The sequence below is a fragment of the Proteus sp. fly-1013 genome, from assembly GCF_040140245.1.
Lineage (GTDB): Bacteria > Pseudomonadota > Gammaproteobacteria > Enterobacterales > Enterobacteriaceae > Proteus > Proteus mirabilis_B.
On record NZ_JBEEWD010000002.1, the window covers coordinates 245,899 to 270,327 of the forward strand.

General features: G+C 39.1%; 20 protein-coding genes and 1 other RNA gene. 7 read left to right on the plus strand and 14 right to left on the minus strand.

Features of this window, described 5'->3' with window-relative positions; all coding sequences use genetic code 11:
• Window positions 1–249: 249 nt before the first annotated feature.
• From ABN236_RS05040 to apt, 8 genes are all read right to left on the minus strand, one after another.
• Window positions 250–2,757 (minus strand): TonB family protein, encoded by a 2,508-nt coding sequence (locus ABN236_RS05040; protein ID WP_349473515.1) that lies wholly within the window; start codon window positions 2,755–2,757, stop codon window positions 250–252.
• Window positions 2,758–2,772: 15 nt separating this feature from the next.
• Window positions 2,773–4,248: a DNA-binding protein gene (locus tag ABN236_RS05045; RefSeq protein ID WP_349473516.1), complete on the minus strand. Its 1,476-nt coding sequence runs from the start codon at window positions 4,246–4,248 to the stop codon at window positions 2,773–2,775.
• Entirely contained in the window at window positions 4,242–4,997 is a 756-nt protein-coding gene (locus ABN236_RS05050; RefSeq protein WP_349473517.1) for a PP2C family serine/threonine-protein phosphatase, read from the minus strand. Before ABN236_RS05050 ends, ABN236_RS05045 begins: the two co-directional genes overlap by 7 nt.
• Window positions 4,997–5,665, minus strand: a complete 669-nt coding sequence (locus ABN236_RS05055; protein ID WP_227336451.1) for a vWA domain-containing protein — start codon at window positions 5,663–5,665, stop codon at window positions 4,997–4,999. The genes ABN236_RS05050 and ABN236_RS05055 overlap by 1 nt, the downstream gene beginning before the upstream one ends.
• A 246-nt stretch (window positions 5,666–5,911) precedes the next feature.
• On the minus strand, window positions 5,912–6,517 hold the full coding sequence (gene recR / locus ABN236_RS05060) for a recombination mediator RecR (protein WP_270754244.1): 606 nt from the start codon (window positions 6,515–6,517) through the stop codon (window positions 5,912–5,914).
• Complete coding sequence (locus tag ABN236_RS05065) at window positions 6,517–6,846, minus strand: YbaB/EbfC family nucleoid-associated protein (protein WP_023580840.1); 330 nt, start codon at window positions 6,844–6,846, stop codon at window positions 6,517–6,519. Before ABN236_RS05065 ends, recR begins: the two co-directional genes overlap by 1 nt.
• Window positions 6,847–6,900: 54 nt before the next feature.
• Entirely contained in the window at window positions 6,901–8,874 is a 1,974-nt protein-coding gene (dnaX, locus tag ABN236_RS05070) for a DNA polymerase III subunit gamma/tau (RefSeq protein ID WP_088493662.1), read from the minus strand.
• 252 nt (window positions 8,875–9,126) lie between these two features.
• A complete protein-coding gene (gene apt / locus ABN236_RS05075) occupies window positions 9,127–9,678 on the minus strand; it encodes an adenine phosphoribosyltransferase (RefSeq protein ID WP_036911661.1) in 552 nt (183 codons plus the stop codon).
• Between the two features lie 137 nt (window positions 9,679–9,815).
• Here apt and priC point away from each other — a divergent pair, with 137 nt between their 5' ends.
• Together priC and rsmS are read left to right on the plus strand one after the other, a co-directional pair.
• Window positions 9,816–10,358, plus strand: a complete 543-nt coding sequence (gene priC, locus ABN236_RS05080; protein WP_088493663.1) for a primosomal replication protein PriC — start codon at window positions 9,816–9,818, stop codon at window positions 10,356–10,358.
• 11 nt (window positions 10,359–10,369) lie between these two features.
• Window positions 10,370–10,534, plus strand: a complete 165-nt coding sequence (rsmS, locus tag ABN236_RS05085) for a pleiotropic regulatory protein RsmS (protein WP_349473518.1) — start codon at window positions 10,370–10,372, stop codon at window positions 10,532–10,534.
• On the opposite strand, the gene mscK is transcribed toward rsmS, so the two are convergent.
• The 3 genes from mscK to acrR all read right to left on the minus strand — a co-directional run bounded on the left by mscK (window position 10,535) and on the right by acrR (window position 15,110).
• Window positions 10,535–13,957 (minus strand): mechanosensitive channel MscK, encoded by a 3,423-nt coding sequence (gene mscK, locus ABN236_RS05090; RefSeq protein ID WP_349473519.1) that lies wholly within the window; start codon window positions 13,955–13,957, stop codon window positions 10,535–10,537.
• 126 nt (window positions 13,958–14,083) lie between these two features.
• A complete protein-coding gene (locus ABN236_RS05095) occupies window positions 14,084–14,437 on the minus strand; it encodes a DsrE/DsrF/TusD sulfur relay family protein (protein ID WP_088493666.1) in 354 nt (117 codons plus the stop codon).
• A gap of 28 nt (window positions 14,438–14,465) precedes the next feature.
• Window positions 14,466–15,110 carry a multidrug efflux transporter transcriptional repressor AcrR gene (gene acrR / locus ABN236_RS05100; RefSeq protein ID WP_088493667.1) on the minus strand — a complete coding sequence of 215 codons (645 nt, stop codon included), beginning with the start codon at window positions 15,108–15,110 and terminating at the stop codon, window positions 14,466–14,468.
• A gap of 124 nt (window positions 15,111–15,234) precedes the next feature.
• Here acrR and ABN236_RS05105 point away from each other — a divergent pair, with 124 nt between their 5' ends.
• The 4 genes from ABN236_RS05105 (at window position 15,235) to hha (ending at window position 20,845) form a co-directional block, all read left to right on the plus strand.
• Window positions 15,235–16,428, plus strand: coding sequence for an efflux RND transporter periplasmic adaptor subunit (locus ABN236_RS05105; protein ID WP_088493668.1), 1,194 nt, complete (start codon window positions 15,235–15,237; stop codon window positions 16,426–16,428).
• A gap of 14 nt (window positions 16,429–16,442) precedes the next feature.
• Window positions 16,443–19,592 carry an efflux RND transporter permease subunit gene (locus ABN236_RS05110; RefSeq protein ID WP_088493669.1) on the plus strand — a complete coding sequence of 1,050 codons (3,150 nt, stop codon included), beginning with the start codon at window positions 16,443–16,445 and terminating at the stop codon, window positions 19,590–19,592.
• Window positions 19,593–20,233: 641 nt separating this feature from the next.
• Window positions 20,234–20,596, plus strand: a complete 363-nt coding sequence (gene tomB, locus ABN236_RS05115; RefSeq protein WP_099074230.1) for an Hha toxicity modulator TomB — start codon at window positions 20,234–20,236, stop codon at window positions 20,594–20,596.
• Between the two features lie 45 nt (window positions 20,597–20,641).
• Window positions 20,642–20,845: a hemolysin expression-modulating protein Hha gene (hha, locus tag ABN236_RS05120; RefSeq protein WP_006535062.1), complete on the plus strand. Its 204-nt coding sequence runs from the start codon at window positions 20,642–20,644 to the stop codon at window positions 20,843–20,845.
• Window positions 20,846–21,220: 375 nt separating this feature from the next.
• Here the strand turns inward: hha and ffs are convergent.
• An RNA gene (ffs, locus tag ABN236_RS05125) (signal recognition particle sRNA small type) lies at window positions 21,221–21,317 on the minus strand.
• A 323-nt stretch (window positions 21,318–21,640) separates the two neighbouring features.
• On the opposite strand from ffs, the gene tesB reads away from it, so the two are divergent.
• The gene (gene tesB, locus ABN236_RS05130) at window positions 21,641–22,516 is read left to right on the plus strand and encodes an acyl-CoA thioesterase II (protein ID WP_088493671.1); all 876 of its coding nucleotides are present in this window, start codon (window positions 21,641–21,643) and stop codon (window positions 22,514–22,516) included.
• 42 nt (window positions 22,517–22,558) lie between these two features.
• On the opposite strand, the gene amtB is transcribed toward tesB, so the two are convergent.
• The gene (gene amtB / locus ABN236_RS05135; protein ID WP_349473520.1) at window positions 22,559–23,851 is read right to left on the minus strand and encodes an ammonium transporter AmtB; all 1,293 of its coding nucleotides are present in this window, start codon (window positions 23,849–23,851) and stop codon (window positions 22,559–22,561) included.
• 12 nt (window positions 23,852–23,863) lie between these two features.
• On the minus strand, window positions 23,864–24,202 hold the full coding sequence (locus tag ABN236_RS05140) for a P-II family nitrogen regulator (protein ID WP_088495958.1): 339 nt from the start codon (window positions 24,200–24,202) through the stop codon (window positions 23,864–23,866).
• Window positions 24,203–24,429: the final 227 nt, after the last annotated feature.

Below are 24,429 nucleotides of genomic sequence, written 5' to 3' on the forward strand. Positions count from 1 at the left end.
GCCCGCAGCTACATAATAAGAATTCTGACACGGGAATGGTGTGACTAAATCTCTTAGCGGTTGTATAACGAATTAAGCGGTCTGTTTTCTCAGTTAAGTGGTTTTGCTATTTTTAAATAGTGATTTTTTTGTGATCGAGATAACAAATTTATGACTTTCAATAAGTTAGAAAATCTCCAAATAGAATAAAACCTCCTTTTCTCTAACAAAAAAGGAGGTTTTTTATAACATTATTTAATTGAATAGTAATTATTCGCTAAATTGGACTGATATCAAAAGTACATTACCTTTTCGAGCAGGTGAACCATTAAAACGCCATTGATATGCAGCATCAATAACAGCATTGTCTATGCTTATATCACCACTGCCAGATTTCAATAACACCACAGTAGGAATACCTTGAGGATCAACATCAAGTTGTAAGATCATATCCCCTGTTTTAGGTGCCGAGTCAGGTGCATTTACTTTTGGTAATGCCTGATCACTACCTTTGATATTCGCTGATGAGAAATCAATACTAAATGTCCGATTTGATTGCTCAATTTTATCGGTATTTAACGGTAAGCGAACAGCTTTACTATTCGGATCTGATGCGGGTATTGCACGTTGAGCTAATTGAATTTGTGTTAAGTCATCACTGAGATAATCATCTGAAGGCTTAACTTCAACACCTTCCGGTAAATAGCGCATATCCATTCTCGCTCGTAAGGTCTGATAGCGCTCTAATCGAGCACCTTCAAGTGTAGCTATCACCATTCTCATTTCTAGCATTTGCATTAAAGAGCTAACACTCTCTTGGGATTTTTGCTGTGTTGCCTTAGCAAATGCACCTGCCGCAATTTCAGGATCTTCGTCTAACCATGTTATTCCCCACCCTAACCAAACATCTTCACGAACGGGTTCTAATGCAATAGCCTGTTCAAAGTGAGTACGCGCATTAAGTAATAAAGTTTGCCAATACTCTTTATCTTGAGGATAAATTTTAGGAGAGCGGAATAAATTATTTGTCCCGATGTTGTAATATTGCAATTCAAAACGTGCCACTGTTCTCACGATATCAGCATTATCCTGATGAAGAGCGAGTTTTTCATTTAAAAAGCGAATGCTATTATCCCAACTTTCATGGTTATTTTTACCATCAGGCAATGTTTGCAACTCTTTTAAGATAGCTTGTAACGCTGCACGCTTTTCTTGCTGTTGTTTAGATAATCTAGGGTAATAAGAAGCATAAGGATCATAGTTAGAGCGAGTTACTTCTCTTCCATCTTCTAATTCAGGTGCTTGCTTTTTCAGTTCTGTATAAGCATTTTCAGTCAGTGTTATCCCTTTTGCATCTTGTCTCGCATAAGCTTTAACCAATGTTATCAATGTTGATTGTTGCTTAACCGCATACTCTTTCCAACCAAGACGGGTACTTTCAAAACGGACTGTCACACGTTGGCGATATCCGTCTTTGTTTGGCATAAAACGCCAATAACGAGCGGCTTTAACCGCTTGATCATCAAAAACATTAACACCACTACTGTTTTGCACCCAAAGCCCTGAAATACGCCCTTGAGGATCAACATCAACGGATAAAATAACATCTGCTCGAGGGATATATTTTCTGATTGTTGGATAACGTATCTCAGTTAAGTTTTTCACTTCATTAGGTGATTCAACTATCACTTCTCCGGGATACTCTTTTCCCATCATTGATTGCATTTCAATATAAGTGGTTAAATCATTATTAATTGCATTACTCACTGGTAATCGCTGATTAGCAAGCTTAGTAACTTCTTCTGGTGGTGTACTGTTTTGTCGATAAAAACGATCTTCAATAACACGCGCTTGTAATATCTGATAAATCTGGCGCTGATTTTCACTAAGCTCTGAAATTGCTTTTTTCAACAATTGTTGTGCCGAAATATCATTATGACCTTGCTTAGCTTGCTTGAGCGTATCTGCCACCATTAAAGCTAACATCGCTTTTTCAATTTGTGCATCCAAAGAACGATGAGCAATATAAGTAAGTGCTAAAACTTGCCATGCCTCAGGTGATAATGGTGCAACAGCAATAACATTAATACCTGATTGCGTTAATTGAGCATCATTACTATTTGAAAGGGAAGCTAATGCCTGAGCAACCATAATCTCAGGTTGATTTAATAGCCAGTCGCCATAAAAATTGAGTGTTTTTACAGCTTCCGCACGTTCTGGTGTTCCCTTGGTATGAACTAAATAAGCTTCTTTCGCTTTTGTCGCTGCAGTCACATCATCACTAAAATAATCCAATCCTGGTAAAGCAATCCGCGCTTTTTCAATAGCGCTAATAGATGCCAGCGCTTTCGGTTGATTAGACCGAATAATATTACGGATCTCATTTTCACTATTAACAACAAAATAATGATAATTTTGCCATTCAGATTGTTCGATATTTTGTAAAACAAAACGACGACGATCTTCTAATTCACTCGTTGGGATCACTGAAAATGACACGCCCAACGTCATTAAAAGTACTAATCCACCACCACATAAATAGTAAATATTTTTAGCTCGCCACGATTGCAATAACATAACAATCGTCATAATAAGAGAGCCTAGCCATAATCCCAGTAAGAAATTACGCTCATCAAAGCGAACAGATGAGGGGAGAATTTTGCTATTAAAACTATCAATCAAGCTAAAGGTTGAAACTAAGAAGGCTGGCAACCAGAAAGGGAACAGTAACGTTATAACGCCAATAATAATCAGGATCAGCTTTATTCTTTTTGTCATGTTATTTTCCCTAAGTTATGGCTTTCTTTTCAAAATATGCATTGAAGGGAAAACAAAAAGAACTAACACAATAATGGCTGAAACCATTAAAAACATCACACTTAACATCGTTATTAGTATTTGCTCAATATAATCCGCTTTGATTAAATCTGTGATCCAGCTAGAACCTAAACTACCGCTGGCTCCTTGTGGGATAAAATTCATTAGTAATACCCCAAAAAACACAGGGACTATCATGGCAATAGCCGTATGTAATATGACTTTGGGTACTTTGTTTATTGCATTTTTAACCGCTATAAATATCGCAGGCGGTTGAATCGGTTTCGCTGGCGTAGTTTGAGTTGGCGCTTGTCGGATATTCGCATTTTGTACTCTTTTTTGACGAATTTGTTCACGTTGCGTTTGGTTTTGTTTCTGAGTAATTGCAACTTGCTGTAACTTCGCCTCTCTTGCACATGCTGCGCAAGCTTTACCTGCAAAATGCTGGTGGTTTTTATCTTTCTGACAAACCAACATTTGCTGCTTTTCAGGTTGTGCATATTCATAAAGCGCCGTCGCCCATATTTTGGCGCTTGGTCTTAATGAAGGCGCACCGGAAAACGCTTTATCAAAAAGAGTTCTTAATTTATCAGGTAATTGTTTATGTCCACTCGCCACACTGGGTGTAATTAAATTATGCGCTTTTACGCCATAACCATAAAAGCGCCCAGCAATACGCCTTGGGATATCCGTAGGTACAGTGTCGTTTTTAGGACGACCACTAAAAGGATGAATACCAAAATTAAGTAATTGAAAAATAATTACCGCTAAGGCAAATCGATCTTGCCACTCTTCTTCTGCTTCTGGAATAGTTTGCTTGGCTTGAAATTCAGGCGCTAAATATTCGACAGTAAATTGCCCAGCAGGATAACGTGTATTCTCGCCTTGAATACTAAATCCATCACAATCGAGAAGAGACATATACAAGCTTGATTTATAAAACCGCAAATTCAGCGGTTTCATATCAATAATGCGGTGCCCTTGTTGGTGCAAAGCATCAATCAATGAACAAAGGTTATAAGCAAGGCTAACTTTCGCCCCCATTCCCGTAGGTAAGCCATGAGCTTTAGCTTGGCGTTCTTGAAGAATGTATTCCAACTCAATCGTATTTTTGACATCAAGTTCAGGCATCACAAAGCCAACAAATTGCTTTTGGCTATTGTATAAACGAGCTTGGGGCCATGCGAGTTGGATAATAGGTGTATCGTCAACAGAGACAGGCTTTAATGCAGGTTCTAACTTCTGCATCGCCGTGATCTTTTTCAGATAATAGGCTTTATCAATTTTGTCATGATAAACTTTTGATACTTGGAAAGGTGCGTTATTAATATGGCTAACGCTACCTGCACCACCGCTTTTTATCAAATTACCTATTTGATAAATCTTACCGTTTTCATCTTGTAATTGCGTAGATACTGATTGAGCTATCCCTTTCTTTCTCGCTTTTACCACAACTCTTCATCCCTGATGCAAATAACTAAAGTTTTATCATCGCCTGTGATTGAGTGTGTTCGAGGATCAGCTAAAGTTCCTGCTAATGCCTCACTTCCGCTATCTTCTGAGACCGTTTTTAAATAACGGATCACGGGGGTAATAAACGGTTCATAAAGGGCATCACACGCTTTATTCATAGCAAAAGGCTGTACACCATCAGACATCAAAACAACCTGTTTTACCGGTTTATTGAGGGGAATAACACGCAAATGTGCTTCCCAATTTTCTGACGTTACAAACCATGTTTGATTCGCATATTCTCCATTTTCAGGCTGTGATACATAACTTGTCCCATCGCAGTATTCCACCACAGCAATACCATCACCCAAATGGAACAAATAGCCACTATCATCACCAACCCAACATGCAACCAGTGTTGATGCATATTCATTAAGTGCACACTGTTTTATTTCTGCATATTCGGCGAGCTGGAGGCGAATATCTTCAATGAGCTGTTTAGCCCCTTGTGTTATCTGTTTTTCGGTTAATAAATCGATATTTGGCCACTCTGTAATTCGTAGCGTAAATAATCGAGCAACAAGCTGAGCCCCTTGTTCACTATAACGAGAAGAGCCTGCACCATCACAAACCGCAGCAATCAGATATTCACCTTTACGACGAATAAAATAAGCATCCTGACAGGGGATTTGACGTTCTTGATGGGCAACGCCTGTCGCAGATGCCCCATAAGCTAACCAATCATTCATCAAACAGGTACACTCGCCCAAGAATCAGTTGAAGGTAATTGTGCTGTGCCACCCGGTGTTGATTGAGAAACCACCTGCATGCTGGCACTTAGCCATAAGAACAGTTCTTTAAATTGTAATCCCTTGAGCATTTTTACACCGTTAACACCATTACGACTAAAACTTCCCATCACTTCAGCTGATGCACCATCAACCATAATAGGAAATACCGCTGTTTTTTGACTTTCTTCGGCTTGACGACAAAGTTGTGCCGCTTGTTCCCATTGATCTGTCGGAACACCATCAGACATTAAAAATAGCCAAGGACGAGTATAAGCAACGCCGGCTTGTTTAAAGCGTTGTTTTTCAGCTTCAATTTCTTCAAGCGCCAGCGTAATGGCTTGCCCCATCGGCGTTGTACCATTAGCCTCTAAAACAGGTGCCGTAAAGTCCATAGCATCTTTCCAATCACCATGAACTGTACATTGGTCGTATCCGCCATATTCAATCACTAAAATACGCACACGTTTCGCTGCAATAACGTCATTTTTTAGTTCTTGTTCAAGTAGCTTAAGACCTTCATTTAGTTGTTGAATTGGCTGTCCATACATACTACCAGAGCTATCTAGTACTAAGATCAGTGGGGTTCTTTGTTCACTATTATCAACCAAGGCTACGTCAGGGATCATCAGATGCTCCATCATTCAGTTATTATTTTTCATGATAATGATTAATGTAACATAAAGACGCAAAATTCATCAGAAAGAAAAAAGCGATAAATTGAAGATAAAGATATTTCTTAGAAAAAGCCCGTCTAAAAGCTTAATAAGCTGATTTTTGGCTAAAATTGCGAAGCTTTTCGAGTCTTAAGATGAAAAAAAAGCACCTCATTACATTAAGTAAAAAGGTGCTTTTTTAATAAACTATTTATGATGTTAATACTGGATTTTTTGGCGTCCAGCAATAGAGTGCGAAAGCGTTGTACCATCGACCATTTCAAGCTCACCGCCCACAGGAACTCCATGGGCAATTCGGCTAGCAGCAATATCATACTGAGCACAAATTTCAGCAATGTAATTAGCTGTTGCTTCACCCTCAACGGTCGGGTTTGTAGCCAAGATCACTTCTGAAATAGTCTCTTGGCTTAAGCGCTCTTCGAGTCTATCTAAACCAATATCCATAGGCCCAATACCATCTAAAGGGGATAAATGCCCCATTAAAACAAAGTATCGACCCGCAAACTGCCCTGTCTGCTCGATAGCATGAATATCCGCAGGACTTTCGACAACACAAATTTGCCCATTTTGCTGACGGCGAACATTGGCACAGATGGTGCAACGCTCTTCTTCAGTAAAGGTTCGGCAATCACAACAATGACCAATTTCAGACATTGCACGCGTGAGTGCTTGTGCAAGTCGCATACCACCGCTTCTATCACGTTGAAGCAGTTGGAAAGCCATTCGTTGCGCTGATTTAGGCCCGACACCGGGTAAACAACGCAACGCTTCCATTAATGATTCAAGAAGTGGGCTGGTTTGCATTAGAATGGCATCTTAAAGCCTGGTGGCAATTGCATACCGTTAGAAACAGAGGCCATTCTCTCTTTTTGCGTTTCATCAATACGACGCGCAGCATCATTAAAGGCAGCAGCAATCAGATCTTCCAGCATCTCTTTGTCATCTTCTAGCAGACTAGGATCGATTTCAACACGACGGCAATTATGAGCACCATTGATAGTGATCTTAACTAAGCCAGCGCCAGATTCACCTGTCACTTCTAAGTTTGCGATCTCTTCTTGCATTTGTTGCATTTTTTCTTGCATTTGTTGGGCTTGCTTCATCAGATTACCCAAACCACCTTTTCCGAACATAATTGTCTCTCTTTGTAAAAGCCACACAGTATGAAGTCATACAATATGTTGCGATTAAACAGGTCGGATACTCTCTTCATCCAGTTCAGCATCAAAATATTGCTGTAATGTTTGAATCGTTTTATCCGTAATAATCGATTGACGCGATAACGCCAATTTTTCATCATAAATGGCTTGTCGCCACTCCAACGGCGTTTTTACCGCTGGATCATCATCTTCTATAATTGTGAGTGAAATTGCTTTTCCATGCAATTCACTTAACGCATTAGTGAGCGTGCGTAACGCATTTGCTGAATTTAAATGTTTCTGTTTAGTTCGTAAATGCAAAATAACGTTTTCTTCGCTTACTGTCTCTTTATACGCATTTAATGCCAGTTGTTGTACTAATTTAGGTAGTGGCATTTTGTCAATTTCGGCTGCCCAAGCATCTCTTTCTTGCGACTCTTTGGCAATTTTTGCCGCTAATTCAGGTGTTTTTTCATACTCGAGAACTTCTTTGATCTCTTTTGGTGAAGAAACAACCTCTTGCGTTGACATTAATTCAGGATTTTGTGGACGCCACTGATACTCTTCTTTTTTCTTCTTTTCAGGCGCATTAGTCTGACGCTTAGCAACTTGCTGGCGTTTTTCACTGACGGCTGCTAGCCGCTCTAATGCACTAGCAGCCGGCTTAGCCCGATTAGGCGTCGCCGGTTCAGACTTTTTTGGCGGGGTTTGTTGTTCCGTCCCCTTTATTGCCTGCCTTGCTCTTAAAAGTTGTGCTGCGGGGCTATTGCCTAATGAAGCACTATTTTCTATTTGTGAAGATGGTTGATGAGCCTTTTGAGACGAATGCGTTTGCGCCATTTGCGGTGCATTATGCTCAGACATCCTATTTGCTGGTAATGATGCTGACGGTAAAGTTTGTGCTAATGGCGCGGAAGGTATTTCATCAATCACTGTTTTAGGATGAAAAGCAAGCGCACGTAGCAGCGTCATTTCAACGCCCATACGTCTATCTGGCGCATAAGCCAGCTCTTTTCGCCCTACTAATAAGGTTTGATAATAGAGTTGTAAATCTTGTGGAGAAACAGATTTAGCCAATAAACGTAAACGTTCTTGAGTAAATTGCTCTTGAGGATTTTCTTCACTAGGCAATAATTGCAACATTGCAATTTGATGCAGTAATGAGAGTGTTTCAACCAAGAAGTTTTCCCAGTCAGTACCTCTTGAAGCCACTTCATTAACCAGCGACATGACCTGTTGGCCATCGGCTTTTACCAGTGCTTCAATCAATGCTAAAGGCTGAGCATCATCAATAGTGCCAAGCATTTGGCTAACCACTTCCGCACTGACAACACCTTCGCCGCTTGCAATAGCTTGGTCTGTTAAGCTTAACGCATCTCGCATACTGCCATCAGCAGCACGCGCAATAAGTTGACGTGCTCTTACATCATTTTCAATATGCTCGGCTGAAAGTACTTTTTCGAGTTGTGTCGCAATCTGGTCGATATCTAATGCACGCAGATGAAATTGCAAGCAACGCGATAAAATCGTGACAGGTAATTTTTGTGGATCAGTCGTCGCTAATAAGAATTTAACGTGTTCTGGCGGCTCTTCTAATGTTTTTAATAGCGCATTAAAACTGTGGCGAGAAAGCATGTGAACTTCGTCTATTAGATAGACCTTAAAACGTCCACGAGCTGGCGCATATTGCACATTATCAAGCAGTTCTCGGGTATCTTCTACCTTAGTACGAGATGCGGCATCGATTTCAATTAAATCGACAAAACGCCCTTGTTCTATTTCAAGACAATTTGCACATTGACCACAAGGTTTACTCGTAATGCCAGTTTCACAATTAAGCCCTTTGGCAAATAATCGGGCAATAGTGGTTTTTCCGACACCTCTTGTGCCAGAAAAAAGATAGGCGTGATGAAGTCGCTGATGATCAAGACCATTAGCTAAAGCCGTCAACACATGACGTTGACCAACAACATCGTTAAAAGTTTGTGGGCGCCACTTACGGGCAAGTACCTGATAGCTCATTGATTCCGCTAAATTTGAACAAGATTTATCTCTATGCTAACACAGGGACGACCTATTGAGCGAGATTTGTAAGAAACAAATGAGATATTGATGAAAGAACCAGCAGAAATTTAAGATAAAGTAAAAAGTAACAATTGTGCGGGCAATATACATTTATAAAATAGAAAAACTTATAAATGATATATAAACACCCGCACTCTTACTTGTGTTTACGATAAGAGCTCATTCGCCCTTCTCTAAACAGTGAAGATATTAATGTCCTGGAAAATCAACCAGTGTAAAGCTGTGAACACCTTGTTTTTCTAAGCGTTCGATACCGCCTAAATCAGGTAAGCAGATAATGAAAGCAGCTTCTGTCACAGTACCACCTAAACGGCGGATAAGACGAGCAGTTGCTTCAATAGTGCCACCCGTTGCCAGTAAATCATCAACCATTAATACTTTGTCTTGATCCGTAATGCTATCTTTGTGGATCTCTAAAGTATCTGTGCCGTATTCCAGATCATAAGTTTCACTGAGCGTTTCGCGAGGCAATTTACCTTTTTTACGAACAGGAACAAAACCAACACCTAGGCGTAAAGCAACCGGAGCACCAAATAAGAAGCCACGCGCTTCGGTACCCACAACTTTAGTGATACCCTGACCTTGATAGTGTTCTACCAATAAATCAATGGTTGCCTGATATGCAGCAGGATTATCCAATAACGTAGTGATATCACGGAATAATATCCCTTCTTTTGGATAATCAGGAATGGTTTCAATACTGTCTTTAATAAATTGCAGTTGTTGCGCGTTAGCAGTCATAATCAGTGCCATAATAAAAAACGAAACGATAGAATCTATGCAATATGCCGTTAAAATGCAACAGAAAGCCAATTAACAACTCTTTTTTGTTGCTTTAAGTCAATTCATGTTTTTATCAAAACAGGGACAAGAACCAGATGAATAAACCCGATCCTTTAAGCTTGTTTAAAAAACAGATAGACAATCTTGCCGAAACAGTGGCGCCTATTGCAAACAAAAAAATTGCAGCACCTTGCTTCGACACAGCACTGTTCCACCGCCGAAGTGATTCCCTTGGTGGCTATATGCAACAGATCCGCGATAATTTTACCCAGTTAATCGCTTGTGTTGAGGCACAACGAAGCCAGCAGGTTAAATTTCTGGCCACACAAATCCTACAACAAATTGAAGCATTAACTCGTGAATTATCGACACAAACACTAAGAAAGCAAGAGAACCAGCTTACTCAACGAAAAAAAAGTGTCGATTTATACCAAAAGCTTGCCCAACATCAGGATTATGAGCGTCGATTACAAGCCATGATCCAAGATAGAGAGCTTTCATTAACGCAAGCACAAAGCTTTATGAAGCAACAAGAGTTACAAAAAGAGATTGCTGCTCTTGAAAATCGCCTTGCACGCTGCAAAAACGCCCTGTTTTCTATCGAAAAGAGTATTGAGAAACAAGAAGATAAATTTTAAAGGGAGTGACAATGAGTTTAAAAGAAGCACCTGAGTCTGTTCAATTGGCAGTCGATCTTATCTATTTACTTGAAAGCCACCATATTGATCCTAAAACAGCACTAGAAGCCCTTGAGATTGTGCGCCAAGATTATGAAAAAAAATTGGCGGCACAATCTCCCCATTCATCTTTTTAATTAAGCAAAAGGCGTATTGGCTTCAGGTGTTGAGCCATCAAGAGGACGTTTTATCTCTTGTACTTCATCACCTTGTTTATTATGTAAATAGACATCAAGTTGGTTAAACGCGATATTGATATTATTTTCATTACATAGTTTATCAATAGCACGGTTAACTTCATCTATTGCAATACTTCTATCACCTAATGTTCTGACATAAAAACGTAAATCATGATTCAGGGTACTTGCCCCAAATTCAGTAAATAGCACCACAGGTTCTGGCTCTGTCATCACCCTGACATTATCTTTAGCCGCTTTCATTAAGATCTCTTTGACCTTATCGAGATCAGAGCCATAAGCAACACCCACTTGAATAATAATACGTGTCACCGTATCAGATAATGTCCAGTTAATAAGCCGTTCGGTTACAAACGCTTTATTTGGAATAATCACTTCTTTGCGATCGAAGTCAGTCACTGTGGTTGCCCTAATACGAATTCGGCTAACTGTGCCGGAATAAGTACCAATAGTCACCGTATCACCAATTCTGACGGGTCTTTCGAACAAGATAATTAAGCCAGATACAAAGTTGGCAAATATTTCTTGTAAACCAAACCCTAAACCAACCGTTAAAGCCGCAGCTAACCATTGCAATTTCTCCCATGCTACACCTAATATTCCCAGTGATACGATGGTTCCGATAGCAATAATAATGTAGGTCAAAATGGTTGTGATCGCGTAAGAAGCACCTTGTTGCAGTTTTATACGGGATAAAATTAATACTTCTAATAAACCCGGTAAGTTTCTCGTCATAAACCAAGAAATTGCCATAATAGAAACAGACAATAATAGATCAGCAACAGTAACTGCCTTAACAACATTACCGAGTTCTGTTGGTAAATTGTAACTCCAGAGCGTTATTCCATCTAAATAGGTAAAGACCGTAATAAAATCAGACCAGATTCCATAGAAACTAGAAGCAAAGATGATAAATAAGATCATCGTTGTCAGTCTTAATGATTGCTGATTGATTTGATCCATATCCATAGGTGGCTCTTGAATTGGTTCAAGGCTGTTATCTTCACCTTCTTTTTTCTCTTTTAACATAGCTTGTCTACGTTCAAGAGCTCGGCGATAAGCAAGCCTTCTAGCCGCAACAGTTAATCCGCGTAAACTGGCGTGGTACGCAATAAACCACAACATAAGCAGATATAAACTGTCGATCCAACGATTTGCCAAACGTAACGCCGTATAGTAATAACCAAAAATAACCAGACCCATTAGAATTAAAGGTGAAAACGTTAATAAGGTAATCACAACGGTTCTAACAACATGGTTGCCTTTCTCTTGCCATATTTCACGGCAAAATGGCAGTGCGAAGAAACTAATACCAAATAACGAAATAATCGCAACCAACTGCCCAATAACATCGCCCACCAGTAATAATGGATTATTAATCCCATAAGCAGAAAGCAGAATAATAGGCAACATAGGAAGAGAGAGTCGCAATAAACGTTTACGGTTTTGCTGGACCCGTTCTACTGGAATTTTGAAATGTTTTACTGCAACACCATTGTCAGACATTAAGCGATAAGACCATTCAAACATCAGCCAAAATACCGCAAATTGCCAAGCGAAAGACCAGATAAATTCTTGCTGTACATTAAAGCTATTGATTAGCCAATATCCTATCGCTAAGACGAAACAAGAGAGCGGTAATGTTTTTAGAAAGACAATTCCCAGCGCGAGTGGTGTATGTAGCTGTGAATCTTTATTGAGTTTATTAATATCCCCATTGAGTTTTTCAAACTGGATATCAAGTTTCTTACGCTGCCAAATCAGTATTGAACCGAACAAAATTAGTGCAATAAGAACAGGAAGTGATTTCTTAGCCCCGATCAGCAGATTTTCATTTGACCAATTAAGTTTAAAACCTTGAAATTCAGCAACAGCCTGAGCAGGAAATGTTGAGAACCAATTGAGATTAATCGGCTTATTACTGCTTACCCAGAAAATTTGCTGAGCCAATGTATTTTCGAGTGAGCTCACTACACTGCGTAATTGCTGTTGATCCATTTGCAGGTTAATCGAACCTGAGATTTGATTACCCAATTGATTATTGAGCTTATCAAGTAATTCACGTCGAGCGTCAACAAGCAATTCTAATGCACTACGTAGCTCTTTTTGTGCATTAGGATCTGTCACTTCAGGATGAGCGACTTGGTATTCATGCATCAACTGATCAATATAAATACTGGGCTGTATTATCTGATCGCGTTGTTTGTTTATTTCAAATTGTTCTAAACGTAAGTCTGCAATTTTATCCGGTAGATTATTAATGAAAATGCCATCAGGTAAATCGACCTGCTCTTCAAATAAGATACGGGAAAGCAATAAGCTTCCTTTGAGCACATCAATTTGCTCTTTTAAATTCCGCTCAGATTGAATGGCTCTGTCTAAACGATTTTTTACCATTAAGCTATGGCGATTTAACTCATTATTATTTTGCGTTGTAACAATCAGCTTATCACTAAGCTGCTTATTGATTTCTGTTTGCGCTAAATAAAAAGGATTACTATTAATGACCTGATTTTCAAGCCCTGCGCTTTGCGCTTCTTTCGCTGTTTCTTCTGAACTGTCTAAACGCTTATCACTAATCGCGTCTTGAATTAGTTGAGCATGTTCTTGGGAAAGATCGATGTAAGCAGAACTATAATCACGTTGAAGTTGTAATAGGCTTTGCAACTGCACATTAGATTGTAAGGTGCGCTTTTGATAATTATTCTGTTGTTGAAGATAGTATTGCTCCAATTGCAATAACTGTACTGCTGAAGGTCGCATTTGCGCTTTATCTGCACTGCTTTTATTCAATAATGTTCTTATTTGTTGCAGTCTTTCTGAGTTATTAAATAACACAGATTGCGCCCTTTCTGGTTGTGTTTGTAACACAATAAGTTCATTGCTGTAATTTGCTAAATCATCTTGAGCTTTTTGTAATGATTGTAAAACGCTCTCTAATTGTGACTCTAACGTTGCTAACGGTAATGCTTCCAGTGACTTTTGATAGTCTTCCGCTTCTTTATTAGCGACTTTCTGTTTTAATTGATTAAGTTGATATTGTGCATTACGCAGTTTTTCAGGTAATTGCTCTACGGTTTTATCATAACTCGCTAATTTTTTTTCTAACTGTTGAATGTTATCAAGTAATAAGAGCGATTGTTCAAAGTCAGCAATCGTTAATTTATCTTCTGCACTTAACTCACTACGTTTGTTTAATAAATTAAGCTGGTTTTGGATGCTTTCTTGAGTAGGTAAATTACTGGGGACCGCAGCTAAAACAGAGGTGATGGAGAAACTCCAAATAATAAAAATAATAATCGAGACAGAAACAACCGTCATTATTCGATTATTAAACTGAGAGAAAAAAGTTTGAGTACGCATCGTTAAGCAACTTGTTCAATTAATATTGAAAAACTGTTCATTATTATAATCCAATTGCTTTAAATTGGCAGTGTAAACAGCACAAGTTGCTTGATTTGTTTCTCGCCTGAGAAAACGAAATGGCGATCAGAAAGTCAGTATTTTATCAGCGTCTAATGTCCACTGAGCTAAATCTACTAATGTGCCTAACTCTGCGCCATCAACAAGTGGTAACTCACTGATACCACGGGTATCTGTGCATGTTTTACAGAGTTTAACTGGAACATTCTGTGCTGTTAAAATTTCCAACATTTGCTGTAAGTTATAACCTTCTTTAGGTTGTTGACGAGCTAAAGCCCCTGTTACGGCATCTGACATTAAAAAAATATTTAATTCAGTTTCTGGATGCTGCTCTTTTAATGTTATTGATAAACGCAGGGCGTTAAATAATGATTCATTACCATAAGCTGCACCATTAGCAATAACTAATACCTTACTCATAAACATCTTCCTCAAGTTTAATAATAAATTAAGATGGCGTTGATATTCTCATATTTGCGCTGTGCTTTATCATATCAATAAAGCTATCAACCAAATATTGACATTCATCTTTGATAGAAAAACTTTCTGGTGAAAATAACCAGTTTTCGGCAAGGCCTGTCATCATTGCTCTTAACATGATGGCAGATCTTCTTAAATTAAGGTCGGCAGGAAGTTGTTTTTTTTCAATACAACGAGATAAAGACTGTTCTATTCTGGAGTGATCGGCTGCACACAATTCTCTGCGAATTTCAACAATTGGTGTCATTTCACCGACAAATTCGCATTTATGGAAATATATTTCTAAAAGTGCATTATGTTTGGGATCTTCGACAATCGATGTCAATATGTAAATAAGCAATTCTCTTAATACAAATAGTGGATCATCTGGATATTTTGTTTGATACTCTATTTCTAAAGATTCTATTTTTAAGTCGGTGAGTTCGCACGCTTCAGTAAATAAATCCACTTTATTTTTAAAGTGCCAATATATTGCGCCACGGGTAACACCTGCCGCGGATGCAATATCTGAAAGTGATGTGGCAGAAACGCCTTGCACAGTAAACAGCCTAAGTGCAGCATCAATAATCTGCTGTTTTGTTTCTTGTGCCTGCCGTTTAGTTTTTCGTGCCATTAATCCTCGATTTTGACTGAAGTTAATTTACATACATTCATGTATGTTTGTACTATACATCGCAACCAATCATCAACTTAATTATTTTTATCCCGGGAAACAACGTTTGAATAGAGGTTTTCTTATGCGAAAAAACAGAGGGGTTTTGCCTCTGGCTCTGTTAGTGCTATCAGGCAGCTTGGTTCTTGCTGGATGTGACGACAAAGCTAAACAGTCTGCTGGGGGTCCACCTCCTGCACCGGCTGTCGGTGTTGTGACTTTAGGGGCGCAAGCTCTGACAATCACCACTGATTTACCTGGTCGTACATCAGCCTTCCGTATTGCTGAAGTTCGTCCTCAAGTTGGCGGCATTATTTTAAAACGCAATTATACCGAAGGTAGCTATGTAGAAGCAGGTACATCTTTGTACCAAATCGACCCAGCTATGTTTGAAGCAACTTTAAATAGTGCACAAGCTGAACTGGCTAAAGCTAAAGCTAATGCTGAAATAGCTCGTCTCACTGTGGAGCGTTATAAGCCTCTGCTGGGTACAAACTATGTCAGTAAACAAGATTTTGACTCTGCAACTTCTCAGTATGCACAGGCTGTTGCCGCTGTTAGAGCAGGCGAAGCTGCTGTAACAACAGCAAAAATTAATCTTGGATATACCAAAGTAACGGCACCAATTTCAGGTCGTTCAGGTAAGTCCAGTGTCACCGAAGGTGCGCTTGTCGCTCCGGGTCAACAAGTTGCACTGACGACTGTTCAGCAAATTGATCCGATCTACGTCAATGTGACTCAGTCGAGTGAAGATTACCTGAAGCTCAAAAATGAAATTGAAAGTGGTGTTATTCGTCAAGAGCAAGGCAAACCTGTTGTTCATTTAACTCTGACTAATGGGCAAGCTTACGCAGAGAAAGGTCATTTAGAATTTTCTGATGTAACTGTTGATGAGACAACAGGCTCAATTACTATGCGTGCTATCGTACCTAACCCAAATGGGGAATTATTACCAGGTATGTTTGTTCGCACTAAATTAGAAAATGGTATTCGCCAAAATGCAGTTTTGATCCCACAACAAGCTGTTGTTCGTACTGCTCGTGGTGATGCAACAGCAATGGTTGTTAATAAAGACAACGTTGTTGAAGTTCGTACCATCGAAGTGTCACAAGCTGTTGGTAATAAATGGCTCGTTAATAGTGGTGTTCAGGCTGGTGAGCGCGTTATCGTTTCTGGATTGCAAAAAGCAAAACCAAAAATGACAGTAACGCCTCAAGAAGAGAATTTAGATGCGAAGCCATCACCTGAACAAACTGAGCCAGCTAAGAATCCTCAATAAGGAGTCGGTGATCCATGCCTAAGTTTTTTATAGATAGACCGATATTTGCGTGGGTAATTGCGATAATTACCATGCTCGCAGGTCTTCTGGCACTCATCAAACTGCCTGTTGCCCAGTATCCAACGATTGCGCCGCCAGCGATTTCTATCTCTGCGGTTTATCCTGGTGCTGACGCCACCACTGTGCAGAACACCGTTACCCAAGTTATCGAACAGAATATGAATGGTATCGATAACATGGTGTATATGTCTGCGACCAGTGACTCAGCAGGTATGATGAATATCACTCTGACCTTTGAAGCAGGTACTGACCCTGATATCGCGCAAGTACAGGTGCAGAATAAACTGCAACTTGCCATGCCGTTATTACCTCAGGAAGTGCAACAACAAGGGATTAGTGTTGATAAATCCTCAAGTTCATTCTTGATGGTTGCAGGGTTCATCTCAAGTGACGGCTCAATGTCACAAGATGATATTGCAGACTATGTGGGTGCAACGATTAAAGACCCGTTAAGCCGTGTAACTGGCGTGGGTGAAACCCAATTATTTGGTACCCAATACGCAATGCGTATTTGGTTAGATCCAGATAAATTGGTGAAATATAACATGACAACACTTGACGTTATTGGTGCAATTAAAGCGCAAAATAACCAAGTGGCAGCAGGTCAATTAGGGGGTACACCTCCTGTTCCTGGTCAGCGTTTAAACGTATCAATCATTGCTCAAACTCGACTCAATAACGCAGAGCAATTTAGCGATATCCTGATGAAGGTCAACACAGACGGTTCACAGGTTAAGCTAAAAGATCTCGGTGTAGTTGAAATGGGTGCTGAAAGCTATAGTACCATTGCTCGCTTTAATGGCTTACCTGCTTCTGGTATCGGTATTAAATTAGCAACGGGTGCTAACGCATTAGATACAGCCACCGCTGTGCGTGCTGCATTAGCTGAAATGGAGCCGTTCTTCCCTGCAGGATTAGAGGTCGTTTATCCTTATGATACAACGCCATTCGTTAAGATCTCTATTTTTGAAGTGGTAAAAACGCTTGTTGAAGCTATCATGCTGGTATTCGTAGTTATGTATCTGTTCTTACAGAACTTCCGTGCTACGTTAATCCCAACAATTGCAGTACCTGTTGTATTATTAGGTACCTTCGCCATACTCTCAGCGTTCGGTTATTCGATAAATACCTTGACGATGTTCGCGATGGTACTTGCCATCGGGCTTCTGGTGGATGACGCCATCGTTGTGGTAGAAAACGTCGAACGTGTTATGCAAGAAGAAGGTTTATCACCTAAAGAAGCAACACGTAAATCCATGGGACAAATCCAAAGTGCATTGGTCGGTATCGCCCTTGTACTTTCTGCGGTATTTATTCCAATGGCATTCTTTGGTGGTTCAACAGGTGCGATTTATCGCCAGTTCTCTATCACCATCGTATCAGCAATGGTTCTGTCTGTTTTCGTTGCCTTGATTTTAACACCTGCACTTTGTGCGACCATGTTAAAACCTGTACCGAAAGGCAGTCATGGTGTGCAAACTGGTTTCTTTGGTTGGTTTAACCGTACCTTTGAAAAGAGTAGCCATCACTATACTGACAGCGTATCCCGTACACTTCGTGGTACTGGTCGTTACTTATTGATTTACGTTTTATTAGTAGCGGGTATGGCGTTAATGTTTATTCGCTTACCTGCATCGTTCTTACCTGAAGAAGACCAAGGTGTATTACTGACAATGGTTCAGTTGCCAGCTGGTTCAACGCAAGAACAAACGCAAGACGTATTAGAAAGAGTAAACGACTACTTCAATACCGATGAAAAAGAACTCGTTAAATCTGTCTTTACCGTTAGTGGCTTCGGCTTCGGCGGTCAAGGTCAAAATATGGGTCTGGTTTTCGTTGTATTGAACGATTGGGATGAACGTAAAGCAGATGAAGACAAAGTTCCCGCAATTGTAGGTCGTGCCAATATGGCATTATCCCAAATTAAGGAAGCCTTTGTTTACTCATTTAATATTCCAGCGATTGTTGAGTTAGGCTCTGCGGGTGGTTTCGAATTCGAATTAGTGGATAAAGCTAACCTCGGTCACGAAAAACTCATGGAAGCTCGAAATCAACTACTTGGAATGGCAGCACAACAGCCTCAAATGTTAATGGGTGTGCGTCCTAATGGTCAGGAAGATACTTCACAGTATCGTCTGTATATCGACCTAGAAAAAGCACAAGCTCAAGGCGTTGCAGTGAGCGATATCTATTCAACATTAGGTACAATGTTTGGTGGTAGCTATGTAAACGACTTTATCGACCGCGGTCGTGTTAAGAAAGTTTACGTTCAAGCGGGATCTGAATTCCGTATGTTGCCACAAGATATCGGTAATCTTTATGTTCGTAACAATGTCGGTCAGATGGTTCCATTCTCATCGTTCATTGATACAAGTAAAGATCCTTGGTTATACGGCTCACCTCGTTTAGAGCGTTATAACGGTTTACCAGCAGTTCAAATTCAAGGTAGTGCAACACCAGGTCAAAGTAGTGGTGACGCAATGCTGATGATGGAAGATCTCGCAAGTAAATTACCAAGCGGTATCGGTTATGAATGGACAGGAATGTCATATCAAGAACGTTTATCGGGTAACCAAGCGCCTGCGCTGTATACCATTTCCTTGATAGTTGTATTCCTCTGTCTTGCTGCTCTTTATGAAAGCTGGTCAGTACCATTCTCCGTTATGTTAGTCGTTCCACTCGGTGTTATTGGTGCGCTTGCATTAACATCAATAAGAGGCCTCGAGAACGACGTTTACTTTAAGGTTGGGCTCTTAACAACCATTGGGTTATCGGCGAAAAACGCAATCTTGATTGTTGAATTCGCCAAAGACTTGATGGAGAAAGAAGGTAAAGGACTTATAGAAGCAACGTTAGACTCTGTTAGAATGCGTCTACGTCCAATTCTAATGACTTCACTGGCCTTTATGTTAGGGGTTATTCCTCTAGTATTAAGTAACGGTGCAGGTTCTGGTGCTCAGAACTCAGTAGGTACAGGTGTATTCGGTGGTATGATTGCCGCAACTTCCCTTGCTATCTACTTCGTTCCTATTTTCTTCGTCGTGATCCGTAGACGATTCGCGAAGAAAAATGAAGATTTAGAGCATCCAAATCATTCACACTAATTTGAATGAATTTGAGTAAAAATGCCAAAAAGGTCGCGAAAGCGACCTTTTTCTTTATCTGTTGATGTATTGTTTAAAATGAAAACTTATCTCATTATATTATTTTTAGGAAATATCTCTTTAATCAATAAATTCATTTTATTTTTTTTCTTATATGCGACTTTTTGTCAAAATTAAACAGTTCTGTTATTTATAAATAACAGCGATAATTATGCCTCATTTACACGCTTAAACATTCAAATCACAATAAAAACAAGTATAATCATCACGTTAAGAAGAATGGTCTTTAATTGGGGTTTCTTGATTTTTACGAAAATAGACAAAATTCTGTTGTTCAGATAGTGACTTATGCAATAATAGTGCTATATTAAGCAAAGAAATACTTATTGTATAAATTTTAAACTCATTTGTGTGTAATTGAGTGTTTAGTATTGTCTTTCGATATGCTATTACTTTGTTAGAAATAATAAATATAATTATTAAACTCTTTTAGCATACGAGTAAATATAAACACCCATTTTCAAATTTATGTTTTTTATTAATCCATTAATGAATTATGTGATGTATCCTATTAATAAGCTCATCTTTAAGTATTTATCATTATTAATGAATATTTTCTATTAATTCAATTACGATATGTTATGGACGAATATTCACCAGAAAAAGTAGATTTAGCCGAATTGTCGTTTCTATGCGAAGAGCTATTACAGCAAGCTTTAGGCTCATTAGATAAAGGTAGCACAGTTTGGCACAATGATCTGAGTAGCACAAAAAGCGTTGACCTTAATGTCTTAATTGAACACATTATGGACTTCAGTTGGAAATTTAAGATTAAACACCCAGATAAACATGTAATTAACACGCTTATAGAAGAGTACCTTGAAGAGACTTATCGTTTATTTGGTAATACATCAATTTCTTACTCAGATATCAATAATTGGAAAGAGTTAAACCAATCACTTTTAACTCTCATTGCCAAAAACCCGAAAAGTTATATTAAGTAATTTTAATTATCTTTAGTTTTATTTTAATAATAGAGAAAAGACAACATGACTAAGACAGACTATCTAATGCGTTTAAGAAAATGTACTTCAATCGAGACATTAGAACGTGTGATTGAAAAAAACAAATATGAACTCTCTGATGATGAGCTGGAGCTGTTTTATTCAGCCGCAGACCACCGTTTAGCAGAACTCACAATGAATAAGCTATATGATAAAATTCCAGCGTCTGTTTGGAAATTTGTAAGATAATCTAGTTCTATTTAATTGCCTTAGTTTTATTTTTGCTATTTTTATTTTTTATAGTAGTAGGGTTATTAGTTCTTAATTTAGATATCGTTTTATTCACGTTTTCTTATCAGTAGAATGATTACACACCATCATGCCGTTGATTTATTACGGCATGACTGCACTGCTTTACCTAAATATTCCTTCCATTTATAAACACTGTCGCAAATTTCCCAATAATAATTGATACATTAAGCTCACTATTTTCTATTTAATAATATGACTCTCAAGCTCAAAGAAAAAGGTGCTAAAAAAACACTTATAAAGAGTAAAAATATTAGAAAGAGGGATAAAATTCTTAGAGGATAACATTTATGAAGGGCTAGAAATTGGGTGGGGCCTTGCCAGCGACATCCCGGCACACGCGACACCTGCCATGGCTGCTTCCTTCCGGACCTGACCGAGTTAACAAGTTAGCGTTGCGGGAGAACCAACAAGACCCCATAGATTGTCTTATTGCTAAGACGTCACGCATTATGTTTTAAACTGACTTAAATAGCAAGGAAAGCAAGCCTAAGTGATGATTAATTACCCAAATCTGCACTCGCTGATTATTCAATTGCCTTTAACGCCCTTTTTGCCTCTCATAAATTCATCAAAAAGTATTCAATAAGCTGATAAATAATAATCTCCAGCAACTCTGTGCGTTTATCACTAGATTGCGATCTAAGAGGAAAAAGGAGATTATTTTTTATCTTCTTAGGATTGTATATAATCAACTTTATAAAAAATAACCAGATCTAATGATACAGGTACACTATGAGTCAGGCATTGAAAGATCTCATCAATTTGATGGCGCTTGAAAAAATAGAAGAAGGTCTATTTAGAGGTCAAAGCGAAGATTTAGGATTACCTCAAGTTTTTGGTGGGCAAGTTGTAGGACAAGCACTATACGCTGCAAAACAGACAATTGCTGATAACCGTTATATCAACTCATTTCATAGCTACTTTTTACGTCCTGGTGATAGTCATAAGCCTATCGTTTATGACGTGGAGTTTATTCGTGATGGTGGCTCATTTAGCACTCGTAGAGTCAGTGCTATTCAGCATGGTAAACCTATTTTTTATATGACGGTTTCTTTTCAAGAATTTGAAGAAGGTTTTGAACATCAAGATGCAATGCCTGATGTTCCTTTTCCAAATGAACTTATCTCACAACATGAGATTTTAAAGAAATTAGCGCCTAAATTACCTGAACCGATTAAATCTTTAGCGCTACGAGAAACGCCTTTTGAGGCGCGTCCAGTACAATATTTTAGCCCTTTCGGCTACTCTAAAGCGCCTGCTGAACGCTATGTTTGGTATCGTAGCCGTGGTGAAATGCCATCTGATCCTTTCTTGCATCAATACTTGCTTGGCTATGTTTCTGATTTTGACTTTTTACCAACCGCTCTCCAACCTTATGGTTTAGGCTTTATGGATACAAGTCTGCAAGTTGCTACGATTGACCATTCTATGTGGTTTCATCGTCCATTCCGAGTGGATGATTGGTTGCTTTATGTGATCGAAAGCCCTTCAGCATCAGGCGGTAGAGGATTTGTGAGAGGTAAATTCTTTAATACAAATGGTCAACTAGTGGCGTCTTCTGTTCAAGAAGGGGTTATTCGCCAAAAACGTACTAAACATTCAAAATAATATCTTGGCATATTCCCCCCTCAAAAGAGGGGGAATAGACAATTACTGTTGATAAGCTCTTTCACCATGAGTTGTTAAATCTAATCCATCATGCTCTTCCTCTTCTGAAACACGTAAACCCACCAGCTTATCTGCGATTTTAAAACTGATATAAGCGACAACACCAGACCAAATCACAGTGATCACAACACTCATGAATTGAATTAAAACCTGTTTAATCAGTGTCATATCATCGCTATATCCCACACCACCTAAAAATGAAGCCGTAAATACCCCCGTTAATAGACAACCTGCAATACCGCAAGTACCATGAATACCAAAAACATCACAAACATCATCAGCTTTTAACCAGCGCTTTAAAACAACAACTCCCCAAAGCCCAATAATTCCTCCCATGACACCAATAAATAAAGCGCCCATCACTCCGACCGTGCCAGCAGCAGGCGTAATCGCCACTAACCCTGCAATACAGCCTGAACAACTGCCTAACATAGAAGGTTTGCCTCTGGTGATCCATTCTGACGCAGTCCAAGAAAGCACGGCTCCTGCGGTTGCAATGACGGTATTTAAAAACGCTAAAGCCGCAATTGCATTTGCACTGCCAGCAGAGCCTGCATTAAAACCGAACCAACCGATATAAAGTACAGCCGTACCTGTAAAAACCATGGGCAAATTATGAGGTTTAAGCGCTGTATGCTGGCTATCACGTCGATTACCAAGTAAGTAAGCACCAACAAGTGCCGCAATAGCAGCATTAATATGTACGACCGTTCCACCAGCAAAATCTAATGCGCCATCATCGATTAACCAGCCACCTTCTCCCCATACCATATGCGCAATAGGAATATAAGAAAAAGTGAACCAAATAATCGTAAAAATAAGTAATGCAGAAAAACGAATGCGCTCTCCTAATGCCCCAACAATTAATGCAACAGTGATAACCGCAAACGATCCTTGAAAAGCAACATGTACATATTGATTAATTGAACCAGATAGTGAATCCAGTGAGACATTATTCAAAAAAGTAAGTGACCACCCACCCCAGACTTTATTACCCACAGTAAAAGCCAAACTGTAACCAAAAGTTATCCAAAGAATGACCACAACACTAAAGATCATCATCACTTGTGTTATCAATGAAAGTACGTTTTTACTTCTTAGTAATCCCCCATAAAACAATGCAATACCGGGTATAGTCATAAAAAAGACCAAAGCAGTACATATCAACATAAAGCCATTATCCGCCTTATCAACAAGCGCTGTTTCAGTCGCAAATGCAGATGAAGAAAAGTGTGTAAGCACTAACATCAATAGCAAAGAAAGTAAGCGTTTCATCGAATATCTCCTTTAAAGTGCTTCATCACCAGATTCACCGGTACGAATACGGACTGCCTGCAATAACTCCAAAACAAAGATTTTTCCATCACCAACTTTTCCTGTATCCGTTGCTTGCATAATCGCTTGCATAACTGGCTCAAGTTGCTCATCACAAATAGCGAGTTCTATTTTTACTTTTGGGAGAAAATTAACTTCATACTCGGCGCCTCTATACAGTTCGGCATGTCCTTTTTGCCGCCCATACCCCTTTACCTCACTGATTGTCATTCCCTTTATGCCTAACTCAGAAAGTAACTCTCGTACTTCTTCTAATTTAAATGGCTTAATAATGGCGATGATATATTTCATATAAACCTCGTCGATATTTGAAAGAACAAAGTTTATATAGCAAAGCAAAAGACATGCCATTATTTAACCTATTGATAAAATGGCTAAATATCGAAACTTAGAATAATTAAAATCGAAAAATTCACAGAATTGGTGCAAAAAGATGACTGCTATTTTGCTCAAAGCAAGATAACTGGGAAATAAAAAAGGGCACATACATAAAGATGATGTGCCCTTTAAAATTATAT

Coding starts and splice junctions, on each gene's coding strand:
- ABN236_RS05140 (WP_088495958.1), bottom strand. CDS start 24,202: ATGAAATATATCATCGCCATTATTAAGCCATTTAAATTAGAAGAAGTA.
- tomB (WP_099074230.1), top strand. CDS start 20,234: ATGGACGAATATTCACCAGAAAAAGTAGATTTAGCCGAATTGTCGTTT.
- hha (WP_006535062.1), top strand. CDS start 20,642: ATGACTAAGACAGACTATCTAATGCGTTTAAGAAAATGTACTTCAATC.
- dnaX (WP_088493662.1), bottom strand. CDS start 8,874: ATGAGCTATCAGGTACTTGCCCGTAAGTGGCGCCCACAAACTTTTAAC.
- ABN236_RS05110 (WP_088493669.1), top strand. CDS start 16,443: ATGCCTAAGTTTTTTATAGATAGACCGATATTTGCGTGGGTAATTGCG.
- ABN236_RS05040 (WP_349473515.1), bottom strand. CDS start 2,757: ATGACAAAAAGAATAAAGCTGATCCTGATTATTATTGGCGTTATAACG.
- apt (WP_036911661.1), bottom strand. CDS start 9,678: ATGACTGCTAACGCGCAACAACTGCAATTTATTAAAGACAGTATTGAA.
- ABN236_RS05050 (WP_349473517.1), bottom strand. CDS start 4,997: ATGAATGATTGGTTAGCTTATGGGGCATCTGCGACAGGCGTTGCCCAT.
- priC (WP_088493663.1), top strand. CDS start 9,816: ATGAATAAACCCGATCCTTTAAGCTTGTTTAAAAAACAGATAGACAAT.
- amtB (WP_349473520.1), bottom strand. CDS start 23,851: ATGAAACGCTTACTTTCTTTGCTATTGATGTTAGTGCTTACACACTTT.
- ABN236_RS05105 (WP_088493668.1), top strand. CDS start 15,235: ATGCGAAAAAACAGAGGGGTTTTGCCTCTGGCTCTGTTAGTGCTATCA.
- tesB (WP_088493671.1), top strand. CDS start 21,641: ATGAGTCAGGCATTGAAAGATCTCATCAATTTGATGGCGCTTGAAAAA.
- recR (WP_270754244.1), bottom strand. CDS start 6,517: ATGCAAACCAGCCCACTTCTTGAATCATTAATGGAAGCGTTGCGTTGT.
- ABN236_RS05095 (WP_088493666.1), bottom strand. CDS start 14,437: ATGAGTAAGGTATTAGTTATTGCTAATGGTGCAGCTTATGGTAATGAA.
- ABN236_RS05055 (WP_227336451.1), bottom strand. CDS start 5,665: ATGATCCCTGACGTAGCCTTGGTTGATAATAGTGAACAAAGAACCCCA.
- rsmS (WP_349473518.1), top strand. CDS start 10,370: ATGAGTTTAAAAGAAGCACCTGAGTCTGTTCAATTGGCAGTCGATCTT.
- ABN236_RS05065 (WP_023580840.1), bottom strand. CDS start 6,846: ATGTTCGGAAAAGGTGGTTTGGGTAATCTGATGAAGCAAGCCCAACAA.
- mscK (WP_349473519.1), bottom strand. CDS start 13,957: ATGCGTACTCAAACTTTTTTCTCTCAGTTTAATAATCGAATAATGACG.
- acrR (WP_088493667.1), bottom strand. CDS start 15,110: ATGGCACGAAAAACTAAACGGCAGGCACAAGAAACAAAACAGCAGATT.